The organism is Hyphococcus flavus, assembly GCF_028748065.1.
Taxonomy (GTDB): Bacteria; Pseudomonadota; Alphaproteobacteria; order Caulobacterales; family Parvularculaceae; genus Hyphococcus; species Hyphococcus flavus.
In genome coordinates this window covers 473,061-488,470 of the sequence record NZ_CP118166.1, presented here as the reverse complement: position 1 = coordinate 488,470, position 15,410 = coordinate 473,061, and the positions used below count along the sequence as shown (strand labels likewise).

The following is a 15,410-nucleotide window of genomic DNA, read 5'->3' as shown; positions in this document are numbered from 1 at the left end:
ACGGAGTCGGGGCCTAAGTGATTTTGCGTTTTTGCCGCAAGAGCGGCGTGATAGCGTTTGTAATCGTTCTGTTGACCGGTGGTTGCGCCGTCGGTCCGGTGCTCTCCCAAAATCAGGAAAACCAAAAGGTTGTCGCGGAGCGTGACCTCCTGAATGACGCGGCGCGCGAAGTTGAGCGAGCGCCATGGCCCAAACCACAATCGGTGTCGTTCGTTGCGCGGCTTTCCGGCGCGGCAGACGAAAACCGCATCTCTCGCAGCGATGCTGTCGATGCATATGTGAACAGGCTTCAGCCGGCGGGCTTGCGCTTTCATCAGCTTGCGCAGGATGCGCGCGCCAACCTTTCAGCCGCCAGCCGTTTATCGCGTATCGCCTATAACACAGTTGATGCATCGCGCGTCACCATGAATGACGTGGCGACCGTCGAAGACGCCATTCAGGCATTGCGTGAAAACAGCAAAATCTATTCGAGCGCAGCGCGCGAGCTTGAAAAGCTGGGCGAGCCTGTTGATGAAACGCAGGTTGACGAGATCCGAACAGCCTATTCGGCCGCGATCCGTAGTTTAGGCAACGCTGCTGACGCACTTGCCGAACGTATTGAAAAAGATCGTACGGAAACGATTGCCGCTCGCCGCGAACGCCAAGGCGGGTAATTTCGCGCGCCTTTGATCGTCGCTTTTGCTTTTTTCGCATAATGCCCTAGACCGCTTTCATGGCGGGAAACCTGAAAACGCGTGTCGGCATGTTATACGCCGCATTTTATGCCGGGCAATTCGTATTGCTTGGCATTCAGTTGCCGTTTTTTGCCGGCTGGTTGGCGCTGAAAGCTTTTAGTGCAAGCGAGATTGGTCTGATAACAGGTGTGGCGCTCATTGCGCGACTGCTGCTCGGGCCTTTCGTCGCCTTCTGGGCTGATCACCAGACTGATGAACGCCTATCGCTAAGGCTTGCTTCTCTCTTATTCGCGGCCGGGGCGGCGGGGTTGGTGTTTCTGCCGGGTAAGCTGTTGATTGGTGCGTCTGCGGCGCTCGTGATCTTCACTTTTGGCCTTCTTGTGCCGCTGTCCGATACGGCGGTGTTGCGCGCGGACCGGAATGGCTGGCTTCACTACGGAAAAATCCGTGCTGTTGGTTCGGCGTCATTTCTGTTGGCGACCGTTCTCGGCGGCGCCATGCTAACGCAAACAGGAATTGCCGCAGCCGCGCCGATCATGGCGGTTGCTGCATTTTTTGCCTTCTTGATATCGCTGTTCTTGCCGAAAGGCCCCGGTGGTCGCGGCGGCGCCAAGCCTGTCTCGTGGCGCGAGGCGCCGAAGTTGATTACGAACCCGGTCTTTCTGGTCGTCATTGTTTCGGCGGGCTTCACTCAGGGCGCGCATGCGGTTTACTACGCGTTTTCTTACTTGCACTGGGAAGCAATCGGATATTCCGCCCTGACTATCGGTTGCCTGTGGGCGACGGGTGTGATTGCCGAAATATTCATGCTCACGCGCGTGCGGGGCATTGCAAAAAAAGTCTCGCCGGCAATGCTCCTGATGATGGGAGGAATGGCCGCAATAATCAGATGGGCGGCGATTGCTTTCGATCCGCCGTTGCCTTTGTTGTTCGTGATCCAGTTGCTGCACGCCTTTACCTTTGCGGCGACTTATCTTGGCGCCATCGAGTTTCTTGACCGTGCGGCGCCCGTGCGGCTCGTGAATACCGGCATGACGCTGATGTCAGCGACCGGTGTCGGCGCGCTCACAGGGCTGGCGACGCTCGGGTCAGGGTTTATGTGGGACGCGCAAGGAGCGTCTATCGCCTATCTCGCCATGGCGCTCATGGGTGTTGTCGGGGCCGCCGCCGCTTTTTTGGTCACGCGCATTTGGAATGGCGGCAAACTTTTTGAGTGAGTTTGTCGATTTTTCTCGAGGCTATCCGTCATGGGAACAGAAAGGCTGCTGTGAGCTGCCTGGATAAAGGAGAAACTCATGCGTTCATTGTTAGCGGCTTTACTGTTCACCCTAAGCCTTGCGGCGCCTGCAATGGCTGGTGAGAGCGTTGAAATCAAAACGCTTGAAGAAGGCGCATCATCGCCGCCAGCGTCTGTTGACGAGCTCGCCTGGCTGGTTGGCCATTGGAAGGGATCGGGCCTTGGCGGCCAGTCGGAGGAATTCATCGCCCCGCCTTTGGATGGGCAAATGATCGGCGCATTCCGGCAAACAAAAGCTGACGGTTCGCTGTGGTTTTATGAATTCTATCAGATTGTCGAGGATCAGGGCTCGCTTGTCATGCGCATCAAGCACTTCAACCCGGACTTAACCGGGTGGGAGGAAAAGGATGACTACGTCGCTTTCCGTCTGGTCGAGACAAGTGAGAACGCGGTTTATTTCGATGGGCTGACGTTCAAAATGACGGGGCCGGACGAAATGCGCGCAGCCGTCGTGCTTGAAGGCGATAAGACTGCGTCTTTCATCTATAACCGCGTGTCGCCTTGAGTGGTAAAAGCCGCTCCCGCCATCAATCGAGTGATGTGAGAAATTGCGTCAGTTCGGAAGCAAACATGTCGGGCTTTTCGACAAAGAATAAATGTCCGGCTTCTTCAACGACAGTAAATGTGGAGTTGGGAAGCGCGTTGTGTAGCCGCCACGCGACCGACGGCGCGATGACAGCATCAAAGCGTCCGTGCATGACCAGCGCCGGTTTTTCGAAAGAGCTTACCAAGTCTGTGAAGTCTATCTCTTGCATGGCGCCGCGTAGCCGGTTGTTCACATCGATATTATATTCATAACCTGCGACTGCGGCTTCGTATTCTTTCGCAAGATCGGGATTGACAAATTCCATAGAGAAAAAGACTGATATCTCAGGCGCCTTGAACCGGTCGGGGAGCGACTGGCGGGTTTCCACCCATTCGCTGATGCGGTCAGGATAGATCTGCCCCAGCAGCGGTTCATTCTGAGCAAGCGTTGGGGGTGGGGAACCTGCGAAGACAAGGCTGCGCACATGCGGTCCAAACTCCTCGGCATAAGCAAGCGCAACATAGGCCCCGAAAGAATGACCGAGGAGATCAAGCTGCTGTGCGCCCGTGGCGGCCCTGATGGCCTCCACATCTTGCGCCCAATCACGAAGTTCTGGTTCATCACCCGCCGCATCAGAGGCGCCGGTGCTGCGTTGATCGAACATGATAACGGCGCGCGTTTCTGCGATTTTTTCAAACGCGCCGCCGACCCGCATATAGCGGTGGTCGCTTCCGGGTCCGCCTGATATGACAAACAGCGGCGTCGCGCCCGCATGAGCGGGGCCGCGCGTGTAGTAAGCAATGCGAGTTCCATCTTCCGACGTGGTGAAGGCTTGCCGCCAGTTCTGTTCCGCTGGCGTTTGCACTGCGCAGGCTGCGGTAAAAAGAAAGGCGACCAGAGCCGTAGCAATAGACTGAAGCGTTGAACGCATGATGGTAAGCTCACAAGACAGAGAAGATAGTTAGAACCAGAAGCCTAGACTATGATTCCGCCGAATGCACGCCGTCCCAACCTTCGGGCAGGCCCCGCGCTGTCAGTTTGGCAATTCGTTCTTCATAGATGTCAAAGAGGGCGATTTTTGCGCCGGGTGAGCTTTTGGATTTTTGCAAGAGATCCTTAGCCTTGGTCATATCGCCCGCGCGGTAGGCTTTCAAAAATTCCCGATGTGAATCGTCAAGTGCGCGGAAGGCTTTCGAAGATTTGATAAAGGGGTTGCCGATCAGGGCGTAAACGGAAACCGGGCGCTTTTCGTCACGCAGTTTCAGCTTGTCGAGTTCCAGATAGGCAAAATGATGATGTGTTTCCTTGTGAACCGTTTCATCGCAGATCATAGCCGGGCCATAAAACTCAGACTGACTGCGCAGGAACGAAGCGCGATCGACAGCCGGGCCGACCGCTGAATAACGATTGTTACGGCCATGACCCATGGGGCCGATAAAGCAAGGGCCAGTTGCGATGCCTATGGCAAGGTGAATTTGCATGCCGCGCGTGCGGCTCGATTCCTCAAGGTCCGCGTTGATTTTGTCCATGCTCTCGATCAGACGCAGCGCGGCGGCGCACCCGGCCTGAGGATGATCCGCGATTTCGAGCGGCGCGTTGTAATAGGCGTACATGCGTCCGCCGTCGGCCTGATCGGCGGCGCCGCCTGTGGCGATAATGGTCTGGCGCAAATCAAGGCTCGCCGCCGCAAGAAGCTTGGTGACTTCGTCCGGCAGGGTTTCCATGGTGCGCAAGTCTTCGTCCGCGATTCTAAGCTCGCATGCGAGAACGGTGATAGGCCGGCGCACGCCTTTGAGAATGTCCGTTGCAGCATCGTCGCGCAGGCGTTTCATGGCGGTTTCGGGCAGCGTGTCATGAAACGAGCCGCGCAGATTATCGTCACGTAACACGCCGCCGATGGAGCGGCCCCCCGCAACCGTAAAGGCGCCGAGGAACAGAGCTGTCGCCGGCGGCAACGGATTGATAAGCAGATCGCCAAAGGCAAACGCCGCGAACGCGCCGAGCAGCAGGATAACCGAAATAAGCGCCGCAAAGCCTGCCGCTTGCCAGAATTCAAGCCGTTGCGCTGTCATGATCGCCGCCGCGCCAAACAACATGACCGCCAAGGCTTCGATATAGCCTGTCCATAACGGACGCTTCGGCGTCTCGCCGGATGCGATTTGCGCTGCGGTCAAGGCGTGGGCGGCAGGACGCGACAGGTCACCGCGCGCGGTTCTGACGGCCTCGCCAAGCTCCGTATCAAGACCAATCAGCACAACAGCGCCGTCTAGCTGTGAGTTGGAATCTAATCCGTTCAAGAGACGTGACGCCGATGTTGAGGGAACGGCAATTCGCTTTGGCAGATATAATCTCAATGAAGAGGTGTCGCTGACGTCAAGTGAGCGTTCGCCTAGATCAACGCTTTCCAGAATGCGTCCTTGCGAGTGGGCGCCAGAGGCCCGGGCATTCGCGGTGACTGTCTGCACATTGAGGGCAAGTCGCGCCGCTTCAAGCGCAACCGAAGGCGTTGGCGCTTCATTTAGCGACCACAATAATGGCGTGCGCCGAAAGACGCCGTCCTTGTCCACGGGCAAGGCGGAAACTGAAGGCCGCGCTGTTTCGGCAAGCTGCGGATTGATGGCGTAGAAATAACGTGCAGCGGGCAGGGCGAGAAACTCTCCGCCGTTTGCGCCCGTTTCCAGCCAGGAAGCGCGTTTTATGTCGCTTCGCAATAGCGAAGCCGAACGGTTCGGGTCCGCAGGGGGGACGGCGCTGACGCCAACCGAACCGCTAACGCCCTGAAAGGCTTCGGCAAGTCTTTCATCGGTGCGGGGTAATAGCGCCAGTTGTTCTGCAAAGGCTTCGTCACGGGCGCCTGAAAGCCAGAACTCGCCGATGGTTTCGGGAGAGAGTGGGTCGGGGGAATCCACCGCTTCTGTCACGATGACGCCTTTGGCGCCTGCGCCGTTCGCCGCTTCGACCACATCGGCCAATACCGTGCGCGGCCATGGCCATGGACCGACAGCTTCAATGCTCTCGCGGTCGATGAGGACGAGATGAAAATTTTCCGATGCGTCTCCATCGGAAGGGTCCAACCGCTGGAAATAATCAAACAACCGCTCGCGCCATTGCGCGTCAGGCGATTGCGCCCCGGCCAGCGTGCCGAGCGCTATCACCGCCAGCGCGCCCGTGACCATTAACAAGGGCAGCGCCGTCAACCACTGAAATGGCTTTGAAAACATACGGTTGGACAAAAAAGACCCTTTCACGCCCTCATTTGAGCCTTAGCACACAATCCAGCCCCTATTCAGGATGATTTTATTATCCTGCTGTAAAGCATATCACTGCAAGGGGCGGGCCGGGGCCCGGACTCTTAAGGAAGTGTTAATAATGACGGATTCGGCGGCGAGTTTCGACATTGATATGCGTCAGGGGGTGATGAATTTAGTCGCCCGCGGCGATTGGCGCGCGCGCTATCTCGGCGTGATTGACGAGAAGCTTCGTGATTTCGCCGATGATTCGGTCGGGCGAGACATCGTCATCGACGTGTCGGCTGTGGAAAAACTCGATACGTCCGGCGCCATGGTTTTACAGCGGACGTTTCACGCCTGCACTCAGCGGACCAGCGCCTCGAAATTCGTCGGCGCCAAAGAAGCCCATGCCGCGCTGTTAAGCCAGGTCGAGGAGCACCTTGCGCCGTGCCATGTTGAGCCGCTGCAAGGTAACGCATTTGTTTCGGTGCTGCGCCGCCTTGGCAAAGGCGTTATTGACGCGTTTCTGGCGGGCCAGGCGATTTTGAGTTTTGTCGGTGAAATTCTGAGCACCGCAGCGCGCGGCATCATGAATCCCTCGCGAATCCGCTGGACGTCTACTGTTCACCACATGGAAGAAGCGGGCCTTAACGCGATCCCGATTATCGGTCTGATGACTTTTTTGATTGGCGCAGTCGTCGCGTTCATGGGCGCGAAGATCTTGCGCATGTTCAATGCGGACATCTTCACCGTGGAACTGGTAGGGATTTCTGTTTTGCGGGAGTTCGGGGTGCTGTTGAGCGCTATCCTGATCGCCGGCCGCTCGGGCAGCGCCTTCACCGCACAAATCGGTTCCATGAAAATCCGTGAAGAGATTGACGCCATGCGCGTTCTGGGGCTCGACCCGCTGGAAGTACTAGTGCTGCCGCGCGTTCTTGCGCTTGTCATCATGCTGCCGGTGATCGCGTTTATCGCCGCGATGCTGGGCATGATCGGCGGCGGGCTGGTCGCCTGGCTCGCCATGGATATCTCGCCTGCGCTTTTCATGGTGCGCACTCAGGAAACTATCATCATGAGCCATTTCTGGTCGGGCCTTATCAAGGCGCCGTTCTTTGCTTTCGTGATTGCGGTCGTCGGCTGCTATCAGGGGATGGAGGTCGAAGGCAGCGCAGAATCCCTTGGTCAGCGTACGACGCTTTCTGTGGTACAGGCGCTCTTTCTTGTCATTCTGATCGATGCGTTCTTCGCCATGTTCTTTTTGGAGATTGATTTTTGACGAATTCGGGGGGCGAATACACACACGTGATTGATGTCGAGGGTTTGAAGACCCAGTTCGGCGATTTTGTCGTGCATGAAAATCTCGACCTCAACGTGCGTGAGGGCGAAATTCTCGGTGTTGTTGGCGGCTCCGGTACGGGCAAGTCAGTGCTCATGCGCGCGATCATCGGGCTCAAGCCGCCAAGCGAAGGCGACGTAAAAATCTTCGGTCAAAATTACTATGAGGCGGACCATGCAGAACGTCTCGCCATTGAACAGCGTTGGGGCGTCCTCTTTCAGGGCGGCGCGCTCTTTTCGTCGATGACCGTGGCGCAAAACGTCATGGCGCCGATTAGAGAACATCTTAATGTTCCTGAAGAATTGGCTAAGGATATCGCCGCTCTCAAAATATCCATGTCTGGCTTGCCGGAAGAGGCGGGATCGAAATTTCCGTCAGAACTTTCTGGCGGCATGCGTAAACGCGCTGGGCTCGCCCGGGCGCTCGCGCTCGATCCGGAAATCGTCTTTCTTGACGAGCCGACCGCCGGACTTGACCCGATTGGAGCGGCGAAATTCGATGAACTGATCGTAAATCTCAAGGAATCCTTAGGGTTAACAGTGTTTATGGTAACCCATGATCTTGATACGCTACATGCAACCTGCGACCGGGTGGCGGTGCTCGCTGAAAAACGCGTCATCGCCTGTGGTCCGCTCGACGATGTTCGGCAAGCGGATCATCCCTGGATCGCGGAGTATTTTTCAGGGCCCAGGGGAAGGGCTGCGCTCGAACATAAAGCGAGCTGAGGGGTAGTAGAGTATGGAAACGCGCGCGCCATATGTGATGATCGGCGCTTTCGTCATGATCTCGATCGCGGCTGCGTTCTTGTTCATATTGTGGCTTGGCCAGTCTCAACGTGAATTCGACGAATACGATATTATTTTCACCGAGCGCGTATCGGGCCTGTCGGTCGGCGCCGCGGTGCGTTTCAACGGGATTCAGAAGGGTGAGGTTGATGAGCTTTCAATTGACCCCGATGATCCGTCAATCGTGATTGCGCGCGTACGCGTTGATAGAGACACGCCCGTTAAAACCGACACGAAGGCCGAACTGGAATTTGTCGGCTTTACCGGTCTCGCCATCATTCAATTTGTCGGCGGTTCGGCCAATGCGCCTTTGTTAAAGGATGTCAGCGATGAGAATGCGCCAAACATTCGCGCTGACACGTCGGGCTTTGCTGCTTTTCTCGAAGGGTCGGGCGATGTCATGGCGCAAGCGAACCGGCTTTTATCCGATGACAATATCAACGGCATCTCCGGCATCATCGCGAATATAGAAACCATGACCGCAGTCTTTGCGGAAAATGACGAAGAAATTTCTGAAACGCTGAGAAGCATCAACACCATCACCAGCGATCTGGCGCAAGTCACCAACAAACTCGATGCAGCGGCCACTGGACTGCAAACGTTTATGGAGTCTGATGCGCCCGCGACCATGGAAGAAGTCGAAGCCTTGCTGACCGAATCCCGAGCGCTGATGACGGATCTGCGTGCGATCACCAATGAAAACCGTGCGTCACTAAGACTATTCGCCGATCAAGGGTTGGGGCAGGTGGCGCCGGCGCTCGGCGAGGCGCGGCGGTTGTTGCGTACGCTTGACGCCATGCTGCGCGAGATCGATCGCGATCCGAACGCTTATTTCTTTGGCGAGCGTGCGCCCGAATATGTAGGGGAAGAGGAATGATGAACCGCCTCGTAAGGATTTTCGCCTGCGCCGCGCCTCTATTCGCGATTGGCTGTGTTTCCGTATTGCCGGAGGCTGCGCCGCCGAAACCGCGCTTTCATATTGAGGCGGCGAATACTGAAGCGCTTTCCGGGGCGCCGCTGAACTGGTCGCTCGTTATCGACGACCCGCGCGCTACACGAGTTTACGATACGGTGCGCATCGCCGTTGCGCCTGCGCCAGGCCGGATCGAATATCTCGGCGGCGCCGAATGGGCCGACCGGGCGCCAAGACTTTTCCAGACGGCGTTGACCCAGACGTTTGAAGACGCTGGCCGGATTATCTCGGTCGGCGACAGGCTTGCCCTTCCGGTCGCGGATATTGTTCTGCAAACGGATATTCGCCGCATGGAGCTCGATGTCAGCAACGGCAAGAACGCGGTTGTAGAAGTTTATGCGCGGCTGACCGATGGCAAGGGAACGGTTTACGCAGCCCGCAAATTCGAAGGCCGGGGTAACGCCGGTTCAACAAATCCGAACGCAGTTTATGACGGGTTTGAAGCGGCGTTCGGCGAGATTTTGACCAGTATCGTTGAATGGTCATACGCAGAAGGGGTGGCGGCCCGCGGCGCAACTGGCTGATCCTTGCCGCGACGTAAGGTTTGCGGCATTTCAATCATGAGCATACGGGGCTATTTCTCTCATGAGATGCGAGAGAGGGCCATGATCATGAAATTTTCCACGCCGTTTATTGTTGCGTCCGCTTTTATCGCCGCGCAGGCATGCTCTAACAATGTTGAAACGCCGGACGGCGATCTGCCGGATGCGGGCCAACCGACCACATGCCCGATCGTTGACAGCCGCGGCTGGAAAGCATGGGTCAACGCCATGCCGGGGCCCGATGCGCAACGAACGCTGATCGTCATGGGCGAGGTTGATACGCCAACGCCCGGTTATACTTTCGAATGGAGCGTTGGCGTTGCTGACCGCAGCGCGATCCCCATGCAGCGTTTGCATCTCACCGCAACGCCGCCCGACGGCATGGCTGCGCAAGTCATCACAACGGAAGAAGTGCGTTATGACGGTCCGGCCATCGCTGAACAATATCGCGCCGTTGTGGTCATGTGCGGCGAAGAATTGCTGGCCGACATCACAGACGTCACGGTCGCCCATTGACGCCTTGCGGCTTAACGATACTTGTCGTTAAGCCCAGCGCCTTTGGCGATCATTGGCATAATCTTTTTGATGCGACGCTCTTTTGTGTCGGCGCGTTTGGCCTCAGCGATGTAATCGGCGTATTCGCGCTTAAGGCCCGGCGTCAGCTTCTCAAAAGCTGTTGCGGCGCGCTTGTTTTTTGAAAGCGCGTTTTCAAGTTCCGGCGGCATGGCGAGCGGTTTTTTGCGCGCCGGTTTAATTTCCTTGCCGTCCCTTGCGAGCGCAATCGATTCTTTCAAATAGCGCTTGATAATCTGTGGTTTGATGTCGGCGGCTGATGTCATCCGCCATTGCCGCATGGCCTTGGTTTTGCCTTCCTGCGCGTTGATCAGAATTTTCTTTTCGTCTTTCAACAGCGCGCCCTGATAAAACCAGAGTCCGAAATGGGATTTAAAGCCACAGACGCCCACGACATTCTTGCCGTTAAATGTATAACAGGGCATGCCCCACTTTATCTCTTCAACAAGCTCAGTGGCGTTGATGATTTCACGCAGCTTGCGGAGCTCTGGGCCCCACTGGTCCAGCTTCTTGAAATAATCGTCGGGCGATTTGGCCTTTTTCACACGAAGAACTCTTCTTAGAAAAAACTCTCTGAAACGATAGCATTACACCTCCGCTCTTCCCGGCGAAAGCCGGGATCCAGTCAAGCCAAGAGCCGAACTTTGCCAGCCTTGTTTGTAAGCTGGGCCCCGACTTGCGTCGGGGTGAGCGGTGGAAAGCATCGTGTACTAGAACGCTTTGAAATCACGCGAAATAGCCGACCGTCGCGCCGATTAGCAGGTAAACCCGCCCGAGGGGCGAACTTAGATATTCCTCGAGTTCCTCATCAGCCGTTTCTGAGGTGGTGGCGTCTTCCAGCAACTGCTCGAACCCTTGCAGGAACTCATGAACGCCGTTCTCAAATTTCCGGTCGCGGCCTGACTCTGTCCGTATGCGGCGTTTTACGTCTGCTTCATTGAGCCGCAATAGCCGGTTTGCAAAGACATTACGGTCGCCTTTGTCAAATCGCTCCTGCAGGGCAGGCGGCGGGTCGCCGTAAAGCCGCGTTTCAAGGTGATACGTAAAATCCTGCAGCCGCGCGATAATGCGGATCGCGTTCTCAGCGTCTTCCTGCTCTTTCGCCGCTTTGGCTTCCGCTTCCTTGGCGGCGGCGCCGAGATCGAGCGGCGCGCCGTCATCAGCAGCGTCGAGAATTTCACGCCAGGAAACGTCGCCCTTTTTGCGCGCGCTATCGGTCCTGCCGAGAGTCAGCGGTGGTTCTTTTCGCTTGCCGCCTTTCGAAGGGCGCCGTTCAGCGATATCGCGCGCGAGTTCATCAAGACGCGCCGCGCCGGCGCCGTTCGTGGTTTTCACTTTCTTCGGGTCTGGCAATACCGGTTTGATGACTTTCGGTTCGGTACGCGACGCCGCGCCAAGATCGAGCGCCGCCTGGGCGACGCCAGCCTTTTTGGCTTCTTCCGCCTGCTTATCCGCTTCCGCCTGCGCCTTCAGTTCTTTTTCCAGCCTCTCTTCGGCGGCTTTCTTTTCCGCCGCTTTTCGCTCCGCCGCCTGACGATCTGCGCGCTCCTGCATTTCGTTCTGAGCGAGGGCGAGGCGGGCCGCCGCTTCCTGTTCGCGCAATTGCGCTTCGGCGAGACGCGACAGACGATCGGTTTGTGAAGAAATCGCTTCAGCAAGCCGGTCGGCGCGTTTTCTTTGTTCTTCAATCAGCGACTCAAGGCGGGCGTTTTCTTTTTCGAGAGCAGCGCGCGCTTCGGCCAGCGCCTGATTGCGTTCTTCAATGCGCGTTGCTTCTGTCTCGGCGATTTTCATCGCGTCTTCTGAACTCTTGCGTGCGCGTTCGCTGGCGGCGGTAACGTCGCTTGAGGCCTTTTCCGCCGCTTCGCTTGATTTGCGCGCAGCTTCAGAGACATCTTCGGCGGCTTTCGTTGCTTTCGTGGCGCCTTCGGTTGCAGCAGCGAGGGCGCCGGAGGTTGATTTCGTGATTTCTTCAAGAGCCTTTGCGGCTGCGTCCTGAACCCGTTCGGATTCTTCACTGGCCGCTTCGATGGCGCCGCGAGAGGATCGTTCGGCGTGCTCGCGCGCTGTCTCAATTGCATGGTCAGCAGCCTTCTTGGCCTCGTCGCCGGCTCTCGATGCCGCCGCGCCGATATTGGCGGCGTTGCGGGCGGCGGACTCGGCGGCCGCGTCCGCTGCGGCGTTGGCGCGTTCCATGGCTTTGCGCGTTTCTTCGGATGACGCGTCAATAGACTGCGCGGAATTGCGCATGCTTTCGTCAACGTCGCGCAGCGCTTCACGCAAGGATTCAAAACTGTTGAACGCACGCTCGGCCGCCGTCTCCAGCCTGATCAAGCGGTCGTCAAATTCCTGTTCCGATTGCTTTGAAAGCGTTTCCGCCGACTGCAGCGATTCAATCGTCGCGTTCGCTTTTTCGGCTATGGCCGCGGCGAAACTGTCTGCGTGCGCGTTTAAACTTTCTGTCAGCTCCATCAACCGCGAGCGTTCATCGGCGACCCGGCCGACAGCGCTCGCCGCCTTCTGATCGATGGCGTCGCCGGCGATTTCAATGGCTTCAACATGCTGGCGGATCATGGCTTCGACCGAGGCGAGGCGCGTCAATGCATTATCAAGCCCCTCATTCAGCGTCGCCATATGGGTTTCGACAACCGCGCCAACCGTGTTGACGTTCTCAACGGCGGTGACGTCCGGCGTCACGAAGCGCTGCGCGGCGACCGCGATGGACTCCGCCGCGTTCAGCATGGTGAGGATGCGCGAGAGCGCATAGCCGACAAACAGCACCATCACCGGCAGGATGAACGCAAACAGAAGCGTTTCCATCTCGAAAATGGCGAGGGGATTCCAAGGACGCTCAACGCCCGTCATCCGTTCAATTTGCGAGTGTGCGAGCCAGTTGCCGATGGGCAGGCCGAGCAAGATGGCGACGATGACGAAAACCGCCGTCAGTCTCGCCACCTGCCAGATCTGGCGGCTCATGGCGTTCCATCGCCGCTCGTCCCGCCGCACCAGATGAAACCCCCGCGGCAGGTCGGCGTCGCGCCCTTCCGCCTCTACGATGCTTCTGAACCGAACGCGTTCGGCGTCTTCCGCAGCGTTCTTTGCGTCTTCATTGACGTCGTGGTCGGGAGCGTCTTTGTCAGCAGGCTCGGTCAAGGGCGGCTCGCATCTACGATCTGAAATGGACCTCCATAGGGCGTAGCGCCCATTTTGCGGCCCGGCAACAATTCCGCATAGCCGAATTTGCAAGGCGCGCCAATCGATTGAGGCCGATTGCCGCCATTTTCGCTGATTTCCTTTCAGCAAGAATTCATTGACGCCCGGAGCCGCGACATCAGCGGGTTAGCGGTGGTTCAGAATCCCGTTAATGAGCTTAAATCCACCGTTGGTTCCAGTTTTCCCCAGAAAGTCCCGCCGCCATTATGACCGCCGCAGATCTGACGCCGTTACAGCGATTTGTGGAGCACCGCATTTTTCAGGTGGTGGTGCTGGCGTTGATCATCATCAATGCGGTGGTCCTCGGCGCGGAGACTTTTGACGGTGTCGACACCACTGCGGGATCATTCCTGCACGCGGCGGACCGGGTGATCGTCTATGCGTTCGTGGTTGAAATCGGCATGCGCATCATCGCCTATCGCGCGGCCTATTTTAAAAACGGCTGGAATATTTTCGACTTCCTGATTGTCGCCGTTTCCATCGCAGCAGCGACGTCGGGCCTCGCCGCATTGCGTGCGTTCAGGGTGTTGCGGGTGTTGCGCGTCATCACCGTCATCCCGCGCATGCGCGTAGTTGTGTCAGCGTTGCTCGACTCCATTCCCGGCATTTCCTCTGTCGGGGTGGTGCTGGCGTTGATCGTCTATGTTTTCGCCGTCATCGGCTCTAACCTTTATGGCGGCGAGCATCCGGAACTGTTCGGCAATGTGTTCCAGGCGATGTACACGCTGTTTCAGGTGATGACGCTGGAAGGCTGGCCGGACATTGCCGGCAAGGTAAGCCAGACCCACGAGCGGTCATGGATCTTCTTTCTCACCTTCGTGCTGATCGCGACGTTTACGATGCTCAACCTCTTCGTCGCCATCGTTGTCCGCGTGGTGGAAGAGGACTCCGAACCTGTGGTCGATGAAGTCATTGACGGGCAAAAGATTATCCGTCTCGAAATCGGCGCCCTCCGGAAAGATATCGAGGAATTATCGAAGCGTTTGCCCCCAAGGCCCTAGGGGAGTATCAAGGTCGAAAAAGCGACAGATACTGCTAGGGAGGCGCAAGTATGCGCTCAAATTCACAAGCCTTTATGAAGTTCGACCTTGATCCGATGATTGAGGAAATGCGCGACATGGTCGCCCGCTGGGCGGCGGACCGTCTGGCGCCGCGCGCGGCGGAAATTGATGAAAAGAATTTGTTTCCGCGCGACCTCTGGCCGGAAATTGGCGAGCTCGGCCTTCTCGGCATCACTGCCGATGAGGAGTATGGCGGCGCCGGTCTCGGCTATGTGGCCCATGCTGTAGCGATGGAGGAAATCTCCCGCGCATCCGGCGCAGTCGGTTTGTCTTACGGCGCGCACTCGAATCTTTGCGTCAACCAGATCAATTTGAACGGCAATAAAGAGCAGAAGGCGAAATATCTGCCGAAGCTCATCTCCGGCGAACATTTAGGCGCGCTCGCCATGTCGGAACCGGGCGCCGGTTCGGATGTTGTTTCCATGAAAACGCGCGCCGAGAAAAAAGGCGACCGGTATATCCTCAACGGCAACAAGATGTGGATCACCAACGGCCCTGGCGCCGATACGCTGGTGGTCTACGCCAAGACCGAGCCGGACGCCGGCCCGCGCGGCATCACCGCGTTTCTGATCGAGAAAGGCTTTAAAGGATTTTCAACGGCGCAAAAGCTCGACAAGCTCGGCATGCGCGGCTCCGACACCTGCGAGCTTGTGTTCGAAGACTGCGAAGTGCCGGAAGAAAACGTGCTGGGCGAGGTCAATGACGGCGTGCGCGTTTTAATGTCGGGCCTCGATTACGAGCGCACGGTGCTGGCGGCGGGTTCCACCGGCATCATGCAGGCCTGTCTCGACGTGGTGATCCCTTATATTCACGAGCGCAAACAGTTCGGCAAATCCATTGGCGAGTTCCAACTGGTGCAGGCCAAGCTCGCCGACATGTATGTGACAACCAACGCCGCGAAGTCATACGTCTATCAGGTGGCGAAAGCCTGCGACCGGGGCGAGACCACCCGCCAGGACGCGGCGGGGTGTATTCTCTTTGCAGCCGAAAAGGCGACGCAGGTTGCACTCGACGCCATCCAGCTTCTCGGCGGCAATGGTTATATCAACGAGTATCCGACCGGACGGCTGTTGCGCGACGCGAAACTCTATGAGATCGGGGCCGGCACCTCTGAAGTGCGCCGTATGCTGATCGGCCGCGAGATCTTTTCAAAGACGGGATAAATCGCCTTTGCGGCCCGCGCTAAAAAATGCGACCTTT

The 15,410-nt window shown here is 57.4% G+C and carries 14 protein-coding genes; 10 read left to right on the top strand and 4 right to left on the bottom strand.

The genetic code is table 11. The features are described from left to right. The first annotated feature begins 47 nt into the window (after window positions 1-47). The 3 genes from PUV54_RS02435 (at window position 48) to PUV54_RS02425 (ending at window position 2,476) form a co-directional block, all read left to right on the top strand. Complete coding sequence (locus PUV54_RS02435) at window positions 48-653, top strand: hypothetical protein (RefSeq protein WP_274493932.1); 606 nt, start codon at window positions 48-50, stop codon at window positions 651-653. Window positions 654-712: 59 nt separating this feature from the next. After that, window positions 713-1,891, top strand: coding sequence for an MFS transporter (locus PUV54_RS02430; RefSeq protein ID WP_274493931.1), 1,179 nt, complete (start codon window positions 713-715; stop codon window positions 1,889-1,891). 78 nt (window positions 1,892-1,969) lie between these two features. Further along, window positions 1,970-2,476, top strand: coding sequence for a DUF6265 family protein (locus PUV54_RS02425; RefSeq protein ID WP_274493930.1), 507 nt, complete (start codon window positions 1,970-1,972; stop codon window positions 2,474-2,476). Window positions 2,477-2,498: 22 nt separating this feature from the next. On the opposite strand, the gene PUV54_RS02420 is transcribed toward PUV54_RS02425, so the two are convergent. Beyond that, complete coding sequence (locus PUV54_RS02420; RefSeq protein WP_274493929.1) at window positions 2,499-3,428, bottom strand: alpha/beta fold hydrolase; 930 nt, start codon at window positions 3,426-3,428, stop codon at window positions 2,499-2,501. Window positions 3,429-3,477: 49 nt separating this feature from the next. Beyond that, the gene (locus tag PUV54_RS02415) at window positions 3,478-5,730 is read right to left on the bottom strand and encodes a CHASE2 domain-containing protein (protein ID WP_274493928.1); all 2,253 of its coding nucleotides are present in this window, start codon (window positions 5,728-5,730) and stop codon (window positions 3,478-3,480) included. A gap of 136 nt (window positions 5,731-5,866) precedes the next feature. On the opposite strand from PUV54_RS02415, the gene PUV54_RS02410 reads away from it, so the two are divergent. The 5 genes from PUV54_RS02410 (at window position 5,867) to PUV54_RS02390 (ending at window position 9,879) form a co-directional block, all read left to right on the top strand. Further along, window positions 5,867-7,003 (top strand): ABC transporter permease, encoded by a 1,137-nt coding sequence (locus PUV54_RS02410; protein ID WP_274493927.1) that lies wholly within the window; start codon window positions 5,867-5,869, stop codon window positions 7,001-7,003. Further along, the gene (locus PUV54_RS02405) at window positions 7,000-7,788 is read left to right on the top strand and encodes an ABC transporter ATP-binding protein (RefSeq protein ID WP_274493926.1); all 789 of its coding nucleotides are present in this window, start codon (window positions 7,000-7,002) and stop codon (window positions 7,786-7,788) included. Before PUV54_RS02410 ends, PUV54_RS02405 begins: the two co-directional genes overlap by 4 nt. A gap of 13 nt (window positions 7,789-7,801) precedes the next feature. Beyond that, window positions 7,802-8,725 carry an MlaD family protein gene (locus PUV54_RS02400; protein ID WP_274493925.1) on the top strand — a complete coding sequence of 308 codons (924 nt, stop codon included), beginning with the start codon at window positions 7,802-7,804 and terminating at the stop codon, window positions 8,723-8,725. Further along, entirely contained in the window at window positions 8,722-9,345 is a 624-nt protein-coding gene (locus tag PUV54_RS02395; RefSeq protein WP_274493924.1) for an ABC-type transport auxiliary lipoprotein family protein, read from the top strand. Before PUV54_RS02400 ends, PUV54_RS02395 begins: the two co-directional genes overlap by 4 nt. A gap of 81 nt (window positions 9,346-9,426) precedes the next feature. Next, entirely contained in the window at window positions 9,427-9,879 is a 453-nt protein-coding gene (locus PUV54_RS02390; protein WP_274493923.1) for a hypothetical protein, read from the top strand. A gap of 11 nt (window positions 9,880-9,890) precedes the next feature. Here the strand turns inward: PUV54_RS02390 and PUV54_RS02385 are convergent, their stop codons facing one another. Both PUV54_RS02385 and PUV54_RS02380 read right to left on the bottom strand, forming a co-directional pair. Next, on the bottom strand, window positions 9,891-10,481 hold the full coding sequence (locus PUV54_RS02385) for a YdeI/OmpD-associated family protein (RefSeq protein WP_274493922.1): 591 nt from the start codon (window positions 10,479-10,481) through the stop codon (window positions 9,891-9,893). A 181-nt stretch (window positions 10,482-10,662) separates the two neighbouring features. Further along, window positions 10,663-13,089, bottom strand: coding sequence for a hypothetical protein (locus tag PUV54_RS02380; RefSeq protein WP_274493921.1), 2,427 nt, complete (start codon window positions 13,087-13,089; stop codon window positions 10,663-10,665). A 266-nt stretch (window positions 13,090-13,355) separates the two neighbouring features. Here PUV54_RS02380 and PUV54_RS02375 point away from each other — a divergent pair, with 266 nt between their 5' ends. Together PUV54_RS02375 and PUV54_RS02370 are read left to right on the top strand one after the other, a co-directional pair. Further along, entirely contained in the window at window positions 13,356-14,150 is a 795-nt protein-coding gene (locus PUV54_RS02375) for an ion transporter (RefSeq protein WP_274493920.1), read from the top strand. 50 nt (window positions 14,151-14,200) lie between these two features. Continuing rightward, entirely contained in the window at window positions 14,201-15,373 is a 1,173-nt protein-coding gene (locus PUV54_RS02370) for an isovaleryl-CoA dehydrogenase (protein WP_274493919.1), read from the top strand. Window positions 15,374-15,410: the final 37 nt, after the last annotated feature.

Bases quoted from the DNA above. Each gene is read 5' to 3' on its own strand.
- PUV54_RS02430 (WP_274493931.1), top strand. From the start codon at position 713: ATGGCGGGAAACCTGAAAACGCGTGTCGGCATGTTATACGCCGCATTT.
- PUV54_RS02425 (WP_274493930.1), top strand. From the start codon at position 1,970: ATGCGTTCATTGTTAGCGGCTTTACTGTTCACCCTAAGCCTTGCGGCG.
- PUV54_RS02420 (WP_274493929.1), bottom strand. From the start codon at position 3,428: ATGCGTTCAACGCTTCAGTCTATTGCTACGGCTCTGGTCGCCTTTCTT.
- PUV54_RS02410 (WP_274493927.1), top strand. From the start codon at position 5,867: ATGACGGATTCGGCGGCGAGTTTCGACATTGATATGCGTCAGGGGGTG.
- PUV54_RS02400 (WP_274493925.1), top strand. From the start codon at position 7,802: ATGGAAACGCGCGCGCCATATGTGATGATCGGCGCTTTCGTCATGATC.
- PUV54_RS02395 (WP_274493924.1), top strand. From the start codon at position 8,722: ATGATGAACCGCCTCGTAAGGATTTTCGCCTGCGCCGCGCCTCTATTC.
- PUV54_RS02390 (WP_274493923.1), top strand. From the start codon at position 9,427: ATGATCATGAAATTTTCCACGCCGTTTATTGTTGCGTCCGCTTTTATC.
- PUV54_RS02375 (WP_274493920.1), top strand. From the start codon at position 13,356: ATGACCGCCGCAGATCTGACGCCGTTACAGCGATTTGTGGAGCACCGC.
- PUV54_RS02370 (WP_274493919.1), top strand. From the start codon at position 14,201: ATGCGCTCAAATTCACAAGCCTTTATGAAGTTCGACCTTGATCCGATG.